Source organism: Anaerovorax odorimutans (genome assembly GCF_024459955.1).
Taxonomy (GTDB): Bacteria; Bacillota; Clostridia; order Peptostreptococcales; family Anaerovoracaceae; genus Hominibacterium; species Hominibacterium odorimutans_A.
Map to the genome: position 1 here is coordinate 74,209 of NZ_JANFXK010000002.1, position 13,399 is coordinate 87,607.

11 protein-coding genes and 1 tRNA gene are annotated in these 13,399 nt (G+C 48.8%); 4 read left to right on the forward strand and 8 right to left on the reverse strand.

All coding sequences use genetic code 11. The features are described 5' to 3' along the window. The first annotated feature begins 15 nt into the window (after positions 1-15). Positions 16-930: a DMT family transporter gene (locus NE619_RS02575; RefSeq protein WP_256130798.1), complete on the forward strand. Its 915-nt coding sequence runs from the start codon at positions 16-18 to the stop codon at positions 928-930. A 67-nt stretch (positions 931-997) separates the two neighbouring features. On the opposite strand, the gene NE619_RS02580 is transcribed toward NE619_RS02575, so the two are convergent. From NE619_RS02580 to NE619_RS02600, 5 genes are all read right to left on the reverse strand, one after another. Next, positions 998-1,073: transfer RNA gene (locus NE619_RS02580), tRNA-Lys, on the reverse strand. Positions 1,074-2,133: 1,060 nt separating this feature from the next. Then, positions 2,134-2,493: a NifB/NifX family molybdenum-iron cluster-binding protein gene (locus tag NE619_RS02585; protein ID WP_256130799.1), complete on the reverse strand. Its 360-nt coding sequence runs from the start codon at positions 2,491-2,493 to the stop codon at positions 2,134-2,136. Then, complete coding sequence (locus NE619_RS02590) at positions 2,465-2,824, reverse strand: DUF134 domain-containing protein (protein WP_256130800.1); 360 nt, start codon at positions 2,822-2,824, stop codon at positions 2,465-2,467. The genes NE619_RS02585 and NE619_RS02590 overlap by 29 nt, the downstream gene beginning before the upstream one ends. A 215-nt stretch (positions 2,825-3,039) precedes the next feature. After that, a complete protein-coding gene (locus NE619_RS02595; RefSeq protein WP_256130801.1) occupies positions 3,040-4,767 on the reverse strand; it encodes an AMP-binding protein in 1,728 nt (575 codons plus the stop codon). After that, the gene (locus tag NE619_RS02600) at positions 4,757-5,638 is read right to left on the reverse strand and encodes a 2-oxo acid dehydrogenase subunit E2 (protein WP_256130802.1); all 882 of its coding nucleotides are present in this window, start codon (positions 5,636-5,638) and stop codon (positions 4,757-4,759) included. Before NE619_RS02600 ends, NE619_RS02595 begins: the two co-directional genes overlap by 11 nt. 211 nt (positions 5,639-5,849) lie before the next feature. Between NE619_RS02600 and NE619_RS02605 the strand changes: the two genes are divergently transcribed. Together NE619_RS02605 and NE619_RS02610 are read left to right on the forward strand one after the other, a co-directional pair. Next, positions 5,850-7,562 carry an FtsW/RodA/SpoVE family cell cycle protein gene (locus tag NE619_RS02605; protein WP_256130803.1) on the forward strand — a complete coding sequence of 571 codons (1,713 nt, stop codon included), beginning with the start codon at positions 5,850-5,852 and terminating at the stop codon, positions 7,560-7,562. Beyond that, positions 7,559-8,926: a penicillin-binding transpeptidase domain-containing protein gene (locus NE619_RS02610; protein WP_256130804.1), complete on the forward strand. Its 1,368-nt coding sequence runs from the start codon at positions 7,559-7,561 to the stop codon at positions 8,924-8,926. Before NE619_RS02605 ends, NE619_RS02610 begins: the two co-directional genes overlap by 4 nt. 795 nt (positions 8,927-9,721) lie before the next feature. On the opposite strand, the gene NE619_RS02615 is transcribed toward NE619_RS02610, so the two are convergent. Together NE619_RS02615 and NE619_RS02620 are read right to left on the reverse strand one after the other, a co-directional pair. Beyond that, positions 9,722-10,492, reverse strand: a complete 771-nt coding sequence (locus NE619_RS02615) for an RNA-binding protein (RefSeq protein WP_256130805.1) — start codon at positions 10,490-10,492, stop codon at positions 9,722-9,724. A gap of 2 nt (positions 10,493-10,494) precedes the next feature. Beyond that, on the reverse strand, positions 10,495-11,481 hold the full coding sequence (locus NE619_RS02620) for a DUF3048 domain-containing protein (RefSeq protein ID WP_256130806.1): 987 nt from the start codon (positions 11,479-11,481) through the stop codon (positions 10,495-10,497). Between the two features lie 124 nt (positions 11,482-11,605). Here NE619_RS02620 and NE619_RS02625 point away from each other — a divergent pair, with 124 nt between their 5' ends. After that, positions 11,606-11,878, forward strand: coding sequence for a TIGR03905 family TSCPD domain-containing protein (locus NE619_RS02625; RefSeq protein ID WP_256130807.1), 273 nt, complete (start codon positions 11,606-11,608; stop codon positions 11,876-11,878). A 9-nt stretch (positions 11,879-11,887) separates the two neighbouring features. Here the strand turns inward: NE619_RS02625 and NE619_RS02630 are convergent, their stop codons facing one another. Beyond that, positions 11,888-13,315: a basic amino acid/polyamine antiporter gene (locus NE619_RS02630; protein WP_256130808.1), complete on the reverse strand. Its 1,428-nt coding sequence runs from the start codon at positions 13,313-13,315 to the stop codon at positions 11,888-11,890. Between the last annotated feature and the right edge of the window lie 84 nt (positions 13,316-13,399).

The window sequence follows — 13,399 nt, forward strand, 5'->3', positions numbered from 1 at the left end:
CATGAAAGGAAGTTTATGAAAGCTTTCCATAATAACCAAACATTAGTCGGCTGCGCAAGTGCTTTTATATGTGAAATATTATTTGGGCTGAGTTATTTATTTACCAAGCAGGCCATCGCTTCGGCCAGTGGCGCAGCTTTGCTGAGCTGGCGTTTTTTGGTCGCTCTTGCAGTCATGAGTCTTTTTCTGCTTGTTGGGATCATAAAAATTGATATTCGCGGAAAGCGGCTCCGCCCCTTATTTCTAATTGCCCTTTTTCAGCCAGTGATCTATTTTGTGGCGGAAACGGCAGGCATCAGTGCCACGACAGCATCGGAAAGCGGTTCGTTTTTAGCCTGTATTCCGATCGTAACGTTAGTGGCTTCTTCGTTATTTTTGAAGAAAAAACCACAGCCAATGCAGGCCGTTGGGATATGTGTAACTCTCTCTGGCGTTCTCTGCTGTGTGCTGGCAAAGGGGATGGATGCCTCATTTTCACCCTTTGGCTATTTGATGCTGTGCCTGGCAGTGGTATCCTACAGCTTATACTGTGTTTTTGTTGAAAAGAGTGTTGATTTCTCAGATATAGAAAAAACGTATGTTATGGTCGCTGCAGGCGCGATTGTCTTTACTGCGATCGCCATCGCACAGAATATATCCGCAGGAACGCTCGTGGAGTATATAAAGCTGCCGCTTACGAATCGCGACTTTCTACAAGCCATTCTCTACCAGGGACTGGGCTGTTCTGTGGTGGCTTTCTTTTTATCTAACGTAGCGATCGCAAATATCGGCACAAACCGAACGGCGTCTTTTGTCGGCATATCTACAGCAGTGTCCATTTTAGCCGGTGTGTTTATATTGAACGAAAGTTTTTCTCCTGTTCAGGCGGCTGGCACCATTTTGATTATCGGCGGCGTATACCTGGCTAATGCTGCTTTGAAAGGGAGGTAGTCAGTTTTATCCCCGCACTTTTGTCAAAAAATAAGAAAACCCAGAAACGTGTAATTTCTGGGTTTTTTGGTACACCATCAGGGGTTCGAACCCTGGACACCCTGATTAAGAGTCAGGTGCTCTGCCAGCTGAGCTAATGGTGCATATAAACGATCGGGGACCTAATTTTTTAGTAGAGCATGTCTGCTTTTCCCAAACTCGCAAGACTGATTATACAATATTAAAATTCCTATTGCAAGTACTTTTTTGTAATTATAAAAATTTATCGGATATAAAGTTTCACACAGACTCTCCATACTGCCGCTGTTTCGTACGGAGCGTTCCCATGTCAGCCACAGAAAGCTTGATATACTGTCGCCGCACCGACATTTAGGCACAAAAAAAAAAATCCGCAAGCGGCGTAATCTTTCTCAAAAACGTAGATAATACCGATCGCTACTTCCTTCCTACACCTTTACTCCCCGTAAAGTTTTCGTCTTTACACCTCCGTTCTTCGGAATTCTCGTCTACCGCTACGCTTCCGCTCCGGCGACCTATAACTTACTTTTCCTTTGACTTCGGTTCCTAAAGTTTCCACTTTACCAAAATTCCTTTTTCTGCCTTTGACCACCCGGCCAGCATCGAAAGGCGTGTTCCTCAGTTTTGCAATCGGTATTATCTCTTTGTTGACTCATTCTGCACTTCTGGTGGACTCACCCTCTTTCTTTCATCAAAGCCACTTGACCTTAACTTATTTATTTCAAAAGCTAGTAGAGATTTTCATCTTTCGATTTCATTTCTCTTTCTTTGCTTTTCTTGTTTGTATTATAGCATCAAAAAAACATCATTGCAAGAATTTTCTGATATTTTTTGAAAATTTTTTTCTTTTATGTTTTTCGGTATGACGAAAATCCTCTAAAAGACCATCCCTGCCGAGGTTCTTTCACCATTCTGTGCCTGGCGGCAATGGAAAATCGAAGCCTTTTTTAGAAAGATGCATATTTGTTCAACAGCGGGTTCATTTCAGCTTTGATGTTGAAGTATTTCCAAGTTTTACGGGTTCTGCTCCTGTTCAAAGCTGTACATTGGTCGAGTTTCTGTGCTGACAAGCTCTGTATCCTTGAAAAACCCTCAACAAGAGCCCAGTTTTTCGCTGCATGTTGATAAAAGGTAAATTTCCTCAACAAAAAAGAGAGCCGGCAGCTCTCTTTCAGTTCGAAATAATTAATCGTGGCATTTATGTCCTTCTCCGTGGTGTGAGCACTGAATGGTCGGATCATAGACCAGATTTCCGGCTAAAAGGCTTTCAACCTGTTCATCAACCTTCCCGCTCACGCCCGGCAGTACGCGAATATTCAGCTCAGCCAGAGCTGTCTTGGCACCGCCGCCGATCCCTCCGCAGATGACCGTATCCACACCGGCATCTTTGAGGAATCCTGCCAGACTCCCATGCCCCTTCCCTCCGGTGGATACAACCTTGCTGGAAGTAACTTTTCCGTCTTCTACATCATAGATCTTGAACTCAGACGTCTGTCCGAAATGCTGAAAAACCTGTTCATTTTCGTAAGTAACTGCAACTTTCATCCTGATGGCCTCCTTTTTTGCAACACCTTTTACCGCCCTGCGGGCAGATACTGTAATTGCCCCCCTGTATTACGAGGGGCCTGCCGTCAACCAAAGATTCCGCCAACTTTTTTCGGGCAGAATTATACACTGCCTGCACGGTGGTCCTCGCCACGCCCATCTGCGTAGAACAGTTCTCCTGATTGTATCCCAGATAGTCAATCAGGCGAATCGTCTCATATTCATCAAGTGTCATCACAACGCTTTCATCTGCGGCATCTCCATCCAGCGGCCCGAAATTACATCGTTTCGGAAGACCGCAGATCTTTCTGCATTTTTTAGGTCTTGGCATGGGAACCTCCTTGGTTTCTGACTTATGTCAATTATAGTCCAGTTTCTGACTTATGTCAATTATATTTATATGTTTTTTGGAATACAGGATGCCAGGCATTGGGTATCTGCTGGAAAATTAAGCAAATTAAAAAGGAGGCTGTTCACATTTCATGCCAGCCTCCTGTAAAGTATAAAATACGATCATATCAATAAAATAAATATTAAGATAAATAATTACGCTTCCATTCTATCCAGCTTGGATAGTTCCTCTTTTTCCAAAACCGTATAAGCCACTTTCCCGACCAGAGTCTGCGGCAGCTTATCCCGGTACTCAAATTCGTACGGCATCGCGTATTTGGCGATGTTTCTGGCACAGTGTTCTTCGATATCCCGCTGGACCTCCGGCGTCGGCTTGACGCCCCTCTTCAGCACGATAAAAGCCTTCACTTTCTGCACCTTATATGGGTCCGGTACGCCGATTACCGTGCACATCAGCACGTACTTATTCGCGTCAATGATGTTTTCCAGCTGAGACGGGTAGATGGAATAGCCCGAGGAAATAATCATCCTTTTCAGCCTTTGTTTGTAATAGATAAAGCCTTCTTCGTCCATCGTGCCCAGGTCGCCGGTATGAAGCCAGATTCTTCCGTCCTCATGGCGCTGCAGAGTCGATTCGGTCTCTTCGGGGTCTTCCAGATATCCCTTCATAACCGTAGGACCGCTGATGCAGATCTCCCCTTCGTCTCCATAAGGGACTTCCATTTTTGTGCTGGCCTTGACGATTTTATAATAGGTATCCGGAAACGGAATTCCGATGCTCCCCTCTTTATAAAACTCCTTCGGGGTCAGGCAGCTGGCAGTAACGCACTCCGTCGTTCCATAGCCCTCCCGTATCTGAACCGGTGCGTTGTGATCCCGCAGAAACTGGTCCACTTTCTTTTTCAGTTCGATGGAAAGGGAATCTCCTCCTGAGAAAACGCCTTCCAGGCAGGAAAGATCCACACCTTTCATGTTTTTATTTCTCAGCAGAGCCTCAAAGAGCGTCGGCACCCCGGCTATGTAGTTGGGCTTGACGGTCCGCAGCAGCTTGGCATAGGTCTCTACGCTGAATTGAGGGACCAGGGCGCAGGTACAGCCGTGAATCATCATTGTATGGATACATACGCCCAGTCCGAATCCATGGAACATAGGCATGATCGCCAGCATTTTATGCCCGGTAATGATACAGTCTCCCGCTGCGCCGGTCTGCATCGCCAGGGCGTTGAAGTTCAGGTTGGTAAGGATGATGCCCTTTGTTTTTCCCGTTGTCCCGCCGCTGTACAGAATTGCCGCCTCATCGCCGCCCTTGCGTACCGCCCGGAAATTTTCGGGAAAGGAATCCCCGATCCGCATAAATTCCGTATAGGAAATCACATCGTCTCTCTCGGGAATCTTTTTTATTTTTCTGCCCTTCGTCAGCTTGAATCCCAGCCTGGTTATGCCCGACAGCTCCGTAGCTATAGACGCCACAATAATGTGCTTCAGCTCAGGCGTATTATGACGCACCTTTTCCACTTTGGGGTAAAACGCGTCCAGCACGAGGATTGCAGTGCTATGGGAGTGATTAAGATAAAATTCGATCTCGCCTTCCGCAGACAGCGGGTGGACCATATTGGCCAGAGCGCCCATCCGGTTGATGGCGTAGAACATGGTCACAGCCTGCGGGGTATTGGGCATACAGATGGTAACCCGGTCGTTCTCTTTGACGCCCAGAGCCAGCAAAGCTTTCGCGCATTGATCCACTTCCGAGAGGAACCTGCGATAAGTAACTGACTTTCCCATGAATTCATACGCAATTACATTCTCATGATTTTCTGCGTTTTTTTCTATCAGATCGATCATGGAAAGATCGGGATAATCCAGTGTCTCCGGCACATTGCGGTAAGATGCCAGCCAAGGCGCCTTCGGTACTTTAGCATTCATAATTTGTTTCCTCCTTTACCGGTCTTTCCAGCATTTTCGGATTCGAAAGAATCTTTTCCAGCAGCTTCACGGATCTGGCAAAGTAAAATCCGTCCGCGATCCTTTCATCCAGCGTAACACCCAGATCGACCACATCTCTGGTCCGCAGCTCCCCATCCTCTCCTATGATCTGAGCTTTATGGACGGTTCCAATGGCGATGAGCAGAGAATTGGTCCCGTAGTTGTTCAGATGATGATAAACCGAACTGCATCCGATACTGCCCAGATTGGTCAGCATCACGGTTGAATAATTGGGATCGCCGTCACAGATAAAAGCCGGCATTTTTCCATGGAAGTCCAGAAACCGGAAAACAGCCATTAAAATCCGCATCAAAAACCGCGGCAGTTTGGCAAGGGTACCCAGAATCTGGTCCATATCGTTCTTGCCCTCGTCCTTTCTCAGTTTGCTGGAATCTCCGATGATCTTTCTGCTCACATCTTCAAGAGTCATCTCATCTTCCACTCTCAGCGTCATCAGCGACTCTTCCGCTCCGTCCTGAAATTTTCGTTTAACGACAAAGGAGATGGTCAGCTCGTTTCGGTCGTAAAATCGTTTGCCTGCGATAAAACGATTCAGAAGCGGCCTTTTATATATGGTTTTCGCAACCGCCATAACGATCGTATGAAAAATCGTCGTCTTATATTCGGCATCCGGTCCGTTTTTTTCTTCCAGATACCGCATTAAATTCGTTATATCAATCTGCTCTTGTATGTACACTTCCGCATCGCATCTGTTGGGCATGAGATGCGGCATAATGGCATGCACTCCATCGACATCCCGGACCCGGTATCCGTCCCGCCTGTCTCCTCTTTGCTTCTTTTGCTTTGGCATGCGCGTTCTCCTCCCCTGCTGAAATTCCCACACAATATTTTACATCTACTTACTCAATGTTTTATTATATTAACTTTTTTACTTTTTTTCAACTTTTTTCGAAACGGCAGCGGCAGCCGCGATTCTTAAAAGTTTATTAAATAGGTCCGAAAAGCGCTGCGATTGTGATATAATATCTCCTGCATTTAACTTTGAAAAAGGAGGACAAGGCATGGATACTTTCCAGAACATAATGGCCGTCATGGGGCCGTATTACACGGCTGCCGTCAGATGGGTCTTTGTGCTTCTTGCTATTTTTATACTGGTAAAATCAATCAAGTCATTGCTGCAGGCAAAAAACCCTTCCGAGATATGGGCATATATCGGAGGGCCCGACGGGTCTTCCACCCCGCTGAAGCATTGGGAAAACGTGATCGGCCGCGCTTCCAGCGCCGACATTGTTGTGAATCTCAACAGCATTTCCCGCAATCACGGAACACTGGTACGTGATGCCAAGGGTACCTGGAGATACAATGATCTTCATTCGAAAAACGGTTCTTACATAAACGGGGTCCGGGTAAAGAAAACAATGCCTCTGCGTCCGGGCGACGTGCTGACTCTCGGAGGCTCCAATTTTTCGCTGATTCCTGTGAGCCTGCAGGAAAAACAGCAGAATATTCAAAAGCGAAAGAGAAAAAGCCGCCCGGTATCTCCCTGGACATCGCTCATCGCGCTTACTGTTTTTCAGGTGCTGATGGTGATTCAGTTCAAGGTCGCATACGGCGAAGACTGTCCCGCGTCCATACCGACCTCTATTTTCGGACTGTGCATTGTGATGTGGGTCTATTTTCTGCTCATGCGTTCTTTCCGGCGGATTGCCTTTGAGATGGAAACGATCGCTTTCTTTCTTTCCACTTTGAGCCTGGCCGCCACTGCCGTGCATACCGGCAACACCATGAAACAGCTGATCTGCATCATTCTGGGCGTGGTGCTGTTCTTTTTGCTGTGCTGGTTTCTGCGGGACCTGAACCGCTCCAAGGAAGTTCGTATGCTGATTTTAGGAGTCGGCGTGGTTTTGATGCTGGCAACACTGCTCTTCGGCACTGTCCACGGGGGAGCGAAAAACTGGATTGAATTGGGCGGACTTTCCGTCCAGCCGGCGGAGCTGGTGAAGATATCTTTCATCATTGCCGGCGCAGCCACTCTGGATGAGCTGTACGAAAAGGGCAATCTGACCATATTCATGATATTTTCCGGCTTCTGCATGGGCTGTCTGGCCCTGATGAGCGACTTCGGCGGAGCAGCGATTTTTTTCGTAACATTCCTGGTAATCGCCTTCCTGCGAAGCGGTGATTTTTCCAAGCTGATTCTCATTGTCGGAGCTGTGGCCCTGGCAGGCATGCTGGTCCTCACTTTAAAACCACATGTGCGGCAGCGGTTTGCCACATGGGGACATGTCTGGGACGATCCCATGGGGCGCGGTTATCAGCAGACGCGGGCCATGTCGGCTGTTTCCAGCGGCGGCCTGCCCGGAGTAGGCGCCGGGAAGGGCTGGTTTCACTCCACAGCGGCTTCTGATACGGACCTGGTGTTCTCTCTCCTTTCGGAGGAATGGGGCCTTATTATCGCCATTCTGGCGGTTCTCTGCATCGTAACGCTTGGCGTTTTCGCAGTGCGGTCCATTATCGCAGGCCGTTCCGCCTATTACAGTATCGCAGCCTGCGCGGCTACATCGCTGTTTATTTTCCAGACAATCCTCAATGTTTTCGGTGCCTTGGATCTTCTGCCCTTCACTGGGGTAACCTTTCCCTTCGTTTCCAGCGGCGGCACCAGTATGATTGTGTCGTGGGGACTGCTGGCCTTCCTCAAGGCGGCCGATACCAGGCAGAATGCCAGCTTCGCTGTCCGATTGGACGATAAGAAGGAAGGAGGTCTGGCCTCATGAAGAAGATAGAAAGACGGGCAATCATGTGCCTGCTTCTGGCCGGCGTTCTGGTGATCGGTCTGGGCGTCTTCTGTTTTCGCTACGTGAAAGATGGAAGCGACTGGGCCACATATACAGCCAACAAGCAGATCTATAACGATAAGGGAAAGCTGAAAATCGGATCTCTTTACGATAGAAACGGAAAGCTCCTCCTGACCAATACCAGCGGAAAGATGCAGTTCAGCGATACTGCCAGCATCCGTAAAGCCAACGTTCATCTGACCGGAGATAAAAGCGGCAATATCGCTACCGGCGCCAATAAAGTCCTCGCCGATAAGATGGCCGGCTATAATCTGCTTACCGGAACCTACTCGATGCTGGGTAAAGGCCGGAATGTGAACCTGAGCATTGACGCGGACATATGCGATACCGCTAATAAAGCCCTCGCCGGACGTAAGGGCACGGTGGGCGTTTATAATTACAAAACCGGAGAAATTATCTGTCTGGTCAGTTCGCCTAATTACGATCCGACCAATCCGCCAAAGGTGGATTCCGATGATAAGTCAGGGATTTATCTCAATCGCTTTTTTACAGCAACCTTTACCCCCGGTTCCATATTTAAGCTGGTGACAGCGGCGGCTTCCATCGAAAACCTTTCCGATTACGCAACCTGGGATTACACTTGTACCGGAAGACAGTCCTACGGCGGCTCGGACCGGGTTACCTGTCAGGAACCGCACGGCAATGTTAATCTGGAAAAAGCCTTGGCCGTGTCCTGCAACTGCTACTTCGGCAAGCTGGCAGAAAAGGTCGGCGGGGAAAAGATGGCGGAATACGCGGAGAAAACAGGTCTGACGGTCAGCAGAGATGTAAACGGAATTTCCACTGCCAAGGGAACATTTGAATTTCCTAAAAGCGGCGGGGTTGAGCTGGCCTGGGCCGGAATCGGACAGCATAAGGATCTGGTAAATCCATGTACCATGATGACCTACATGGGCGCTATCGCAAACGGCGGCCGAGCGGTTCAGCCCAAGATACTCCACAGTGTTAAATTCAGTACCGGAATCCCGGCAAGCCTGCCCTGGAAATCCTGGACCAAACGGATGATCGAGGAAGATACGGCCACGATCCTGCAGAACATGATGCGCAACAATGTAGAGGATAATTATGGAACGGATAACTTCCCCGGGCTGAATATCTGCGCAAAATCCGGCACCGCGGAAGTGGGAACAAACAAACGGCCCAACGCCTGGTTCACCGGTTTTCTGAGGGATGAGGACCATCCGTACGCTTTCATCGTACTGGTTGAAAACGGCGGCTTCGGCAGCCAGGTATCCGGAAGCATCGCCAACAAGGTGCTGCAGGAAGTGGTAGAAAAATATTAATGTTCCTCTGTCGACTTCGGGCAAGCTGAACCCGAGGTGGCGGATCGGATTTGATATTCATTGTGAAAAAAGAGCAGGGTGCCGAAATTGGCAGGTCCTGCTCTTTTCATGATTTATTCGTTAGGTCTTCATATCCAGCGGAAACGTTTCAGGGGTTGCACTGGCGGATCGCGATCAGCCGGCCGCAATTGTGGCGGCAGAGGCCCCTAAGTCCCGATTATCAATGTGGGCAAGAAAACGGCATAATTTTGATAGTTTCACAGTAGTTCTGAAAGATTAACACTAGCTGAATATCAATGGGCCGTATTCTATGACGCTATTTTGATACTTTTTCCAAAATCTTATCGCATTCGTTCCTGAAAATATCCTTTGGCTTTTAACTAACTGTCTGTTTTGATATTCAACCTTATTTTTCAATGGAACACCAGGCAAAACTGTCATTTTTTCGCACCTTTCGAAAGCGGCATGATATTTGCTTATTTTGGATGCGAGCTGCGGTAGCTTTTCGCCAAAATCAGCAATGGTTACCTGTTGGATATGGTGTTGCGGCAAGCTGTGGCCTTATGAAAAGCCGCCCCAAAGGGCAATTGCTATTTTCATCAACACTCAGCAAAAAACCAGGTTCTTGTTGACCTTTTTTCAAGGATACAGAGCATAAGAGGGCAGAAACTCGATCAATATGCGGTTTCGAACGGTCGCAAAGACCGCAAACCTTGGAAATACATCAACAACAAAGCCAAAATAAATCCGCTGTTGAACAACTTTGCACATCACCCCAAAACCCCTTCATACATCTTACAGATATCGTTCCGTTACGATGAAAATCCGGTCTTTTCTGGTTCGCTGCCCTACTTCGCGGAGAAAGGCTTTTCCCTTTCCCCGGAGCACCAGCTTGTCCCCCTCTTTTACCTGAAAATCCGTCTTTTCCGCCTGCATGCTGTTGACGAATACCAGCCCGGAACGGATGGCTTCACAGGCTTTGGCTCTGGAAAGAGAAAATGCCGAAGCGGTCACGTTATCCAGCCTCAGAGACGCCACCGTATCCTTCTGCATTACGGTGCGCACCTCCGGCACCCGCAGTTCCTGCAGGGGTACGGCTTCCAGTTGCAGGCTGGTTCTGCCTGCCTTTCCGTAATTGAAAAGCAGAAAATTCCGTATCTCCTCCAGCACGATGATGTCCGCTCCTGTTTCGCTGGTGAGAATATCGCCGATCATCTCCCGTTTTATGCCCAGCCCGGTCAGCGACCCCAGATAATCCCGATGGGTCAGTTTCCTTCCTCCTGACGGTGCCTGCGCCCGGATGACCGTGAGAGGATGGCTTTCTTCCAGCACCGCATAGTCGGGCAAAAAAATGGCGATCGTTCTCTCCGCATCTTCATAGCCGCCGAAAAACGTCCATGATACATCCTGATTACTCCTGCCCAACTCCCGCAGACGGCTTTCCACCAGCGCTCTCTGGCGCAGATCCAGAAATCCGGTATTGGTAACCATATATTGGCGGGCGCATTGTTGCAGCTTATCCTCGGCTGCCGCCAAAAGCATTTTGTCCTCTTTGCTCTCCTTCATAGCTATTTGTATTCCACCTTCACTGTATCGTCCACAACCTGTATCCAGGTAACCCCCACGTTCAGCTTCATTTCCTTGCCGTCCTTATCCGCGAAAATCGTCGGGGAATCCAGATCCTTTCTCGACCACGTGCCTTCCACGGCAACTCCGTTGGTAAAAAGCACCGCGTCGCCTCCTGCGGTCATATTGATCTTCAGTCGTCCTTTTTGGTCCAGAACCTTGGATTTTACCTTCTGTACCAGAATGTTTCTGGTCGTGATCTGCTTTCCGGTCTCTTTATCTGTATATTCGCTGCCGCCGACGGATTTTTTATACAGGCCCGTTTTCTGATCATATTTATAATTGTTTTTGTTTACCCGATAGTCAATATTGATGTCCACAGCGGATGCTCCCTGCTGGCTCTCTCCGTCGCCCAGGAATTGAAAGCTGCGGGGCTCCTGCTTTTCATCCCATCCTTCTTTTTTGATGGTTTTCCAGACATCCTGACCCGTAGTATAGGAATTATGGGGTGCGTGTCTGTCTGAAGAACGATAAAAGATGCTGTTGTAGCTGAAAGCGCTGATGTATGGGATCACACCTGATTCCAGATATTTCTTTGCCTGAGGGCTCCATCCGTGATGGACGAAAACCGCTTTGTATTCCCTGGCCATGTCGATAAAATACGGTCTGGCACTGCGGGAAGGTCCGATTTTCTTCGGCACCTTGCTGTAATAGATCGGCTCCAGACGGCTGGACCCGCCTTCTACCGGAAATTCATAAACAATATCGGCCATGGAAATCCCCGACTGCGGTCTTGCCAGACCGGAATCGTTATCTGTGGAGAGGATGAACGGCCTTGACGGAAGCTCCGTAACCAGCTCTCCGGTCAGTGGATTTGTCCTGGGAGATTTTATTTCCGGCCAGTCGCTGGAAAGTCCTCCAAAGAGGGCAAATATCGCAGTTCCGCCGCCTATTACCAGGACGGCCAGCACGATCAGTATGATTTTCATACTGCTTTTTTTCTTGTTTCTTCTTTTATTTTTGTCTGAACGCATTTTATCTTTCCCTTTCCGTTCTTTTTTGCTATATTATATATTATAACAGTAAAAAGCAATTAAGAAAGGACAAATTGTTATGAAATACTCTTACATCCCACGGGGAGTCTGCTCGACCAAGCTGGACTTCGAATTAGACGGCGAAATCGTTAAAAACGTGCAGTTCAGCGGCGGCTGCAACGGCAATCTGAAAGCGATTTCAACTTTAGTGGAGGGCATGCCCGTCGATGAGGTCACAAAAAAGCTTTCCGGTATCAGCTGCGGAATGAAAAACACATCCTGCACCGATCAGCTGGCCACGGCTTTGAAAAAAGCGCTGGAAGAAAATAAAGATAAGGAAGGAGCCAAATAAGGCTCCTTTTTAAAATGGCGCCAGGAGTCCTGCTCTGAGCAGCGCCAGCGATACGACAAAGAGAGAAAGCACCAGAGTCAGCAGTACCTTATCCCGCATCCGCAGAAAAGGAAGCTGATTTTGCTCTCTCTTTCCTTTTATGTAGATCAGAGTCCCCGGCGCATATAAAAGGGCTGAGGTCATCAAAGCTTCCGGACCCCCGGAATAGATCAGCCATAATCCGTACAGAACACCTGCCCCAGCGGCCATCCGGCCTCCGGCAGGTGTTTTTATGCGTTCTCCGGTCAGCTGCCAGTAATAAAGGGCCGTAAGCAGATAAGGAATCACCATCATGGTGGTGGAAATCGTATAAAAGATCTGATAGGTCGAAGCACTTTTATATACGATAATCAGAAACAGCTGAATCAAAGCTCCCGTGATTATCAGCGCTGCTGCCGGTGATCCGGAACGCCCCGCAGCCGTAAAAATCCGGCAGAAAGACCCCTTGGCCGCTGCTTCATATGCACATTCTGCGGAAATAATCGTGTGCCCCAGCGTCGCGCCCAAAAGAGAAAGAATGACACCGGCATTAATCAGGTTTCCTCCCCAGGGCCCGACAACCTGACACATGACATCGGCCAGCGGCGGGTTTCCCAGCTGCGCCAGCTGGCCCCTTGTCATGACGCCCATACTGAGCGCGGAAATCATTATATAGATCAGCAGGACGCATAAATAGGATATGACCGTCGCCCTGCCCGCATCTTTTGGATTCCTCGCCCTGCCGGAGATGACGACCGCCCCTTCCACTCCGATGAAGGCCCACGCCGTAGTGTAAGTGGTAGCCATTACTTGGCTGCCGAAGGGCAGTCCGGTATCCTCTCCCATAAAATTGGCAAAGAAAATCCGCGGGTCAAAGGCTTTCATGAAGATAACCGCCATTATAAAGAGAAAAATCGGTATCAGTTTGGCAAAGGTGACCAGAAGGTTGATAAAGGCCGCAGCCTTCATTCCCCTCAGCACCAAAAGCACGGACAGCCAGGTAACCGCTGAGGCTCCTATGATGGAAAGGAGGTTGTTTCCCGCTCCGAATACCGGAAAAAAATGGCCCAGTGCCGCGAACATAAGGGTGGCGAAGGAGACATTCCCCAGAAAATTGCTGATCCAATAGCCCCAGGCTGAATTAAACCCGGCGTAATCGCCAAAACCGGCCCTTGCATAGCTGTAAATTCCGCCTGTCAGCTCCGGCCTGATTTCGCTGAGATGGTAAAAACAAATCACCAGCGCCAGCATCCCCAGTCCGCATAGGAGCCAGCCTGTAAGAACAGCCGCAGTCCCGGCTCCGGCCGCAGCCATATCCCCCGACAGACTGAAAGCACCGCTGGCGATGGTGCTCCCCACTGCGATGCCCGTCAGTTTAAAACAGCTCAGCTGCTGTCCATGATTCAAATCCTGTTTCATAAATATGCTCCTCTCTCTGGGAGCATATGCGGCGGGACGGGTTCTCTTGCCTTGAAAGTTAATATTCTTTTGACCATACGGTCT

Bases quoted from the DNA above. Each gene is read 5' to 3' on its own strand.
- NE619_RS02575 (WP_256130798.1), top strand. From the start codon at position 16: ATGAAAGCTTTCCATAATAACCAAACATTAGTCGGCTGCGCAAGTGCT.
- NE619_RS02585 (WP_256130799.1), bottom strand. From the start codon at position 2,493: ATGAAAGTTGCAGTTACTTACGAAAATGAACAGGTTTTTCAGCATTTC.
- NE619_RS02590 (WP_256130800.1), bottom strand. From the start codon at position 2,824: ATGCCAAGACCTAAAAAATGCAGAAAGATCTGCGGTCTTCCGAAACGA.
- NE619_RS02595 (WP_256130801.1), bottom strand. From the start codon at position 4,767: ATGAATGCTAAAGTACCGAAGGCGCCTTGGCTGGCATCTTACCGCAAT.
- NE619_RS02600 (WP_256130802.1), bottom strand. From the start codon at position 5,638: ATGCCAAAGCAAAAGAAGCAAAGAGGAGACAGGCGGGACGGATACCGG.
- NE619_RS02605 (WP_256130803.1), top strand. From the start codon at position 5,850: ATGGATACTTTCCAGAACATAATGGCCGTCATGGGGCCGTATTACACG.
- NE619_RS02610 (WP_256130804.1), top strand. From the start codon at position 7,559: ATGAAGAAGATAGAAAGACGGGCAATCATGTGCCTGCTTCTGGCCGGC.
- NE619_RS02615 (WP_256130805.1), bottom strand. From the start codon at position 10,492: ATGAAGGAGAGCAAAGAGGACAAAATGCTTTTGGCGGCAGCCGAGGAT.
- NE619_RS02620 (WP_256130806.1), bottom strand. From the start codon at position 11,481: ATGAAAATCATACTGATCGTGCTGGCCGTCCTGGTAATAGGCGGCGGA.
- NE619_RS02625 (WP_256130807.1), top strand. From the start codon at position 11,606: ATGAAATACTCTTACATCCCACGGGGAGTCTGCTCGACCAAGCTGGAC.
- NE619_RS02630 (WP_256130808.1), bottom strand. From the start codon at position 13,315: ATGAAACAGGATTTGAATCATGGACAGCAGCTGAGCTGTTTTAAACTG.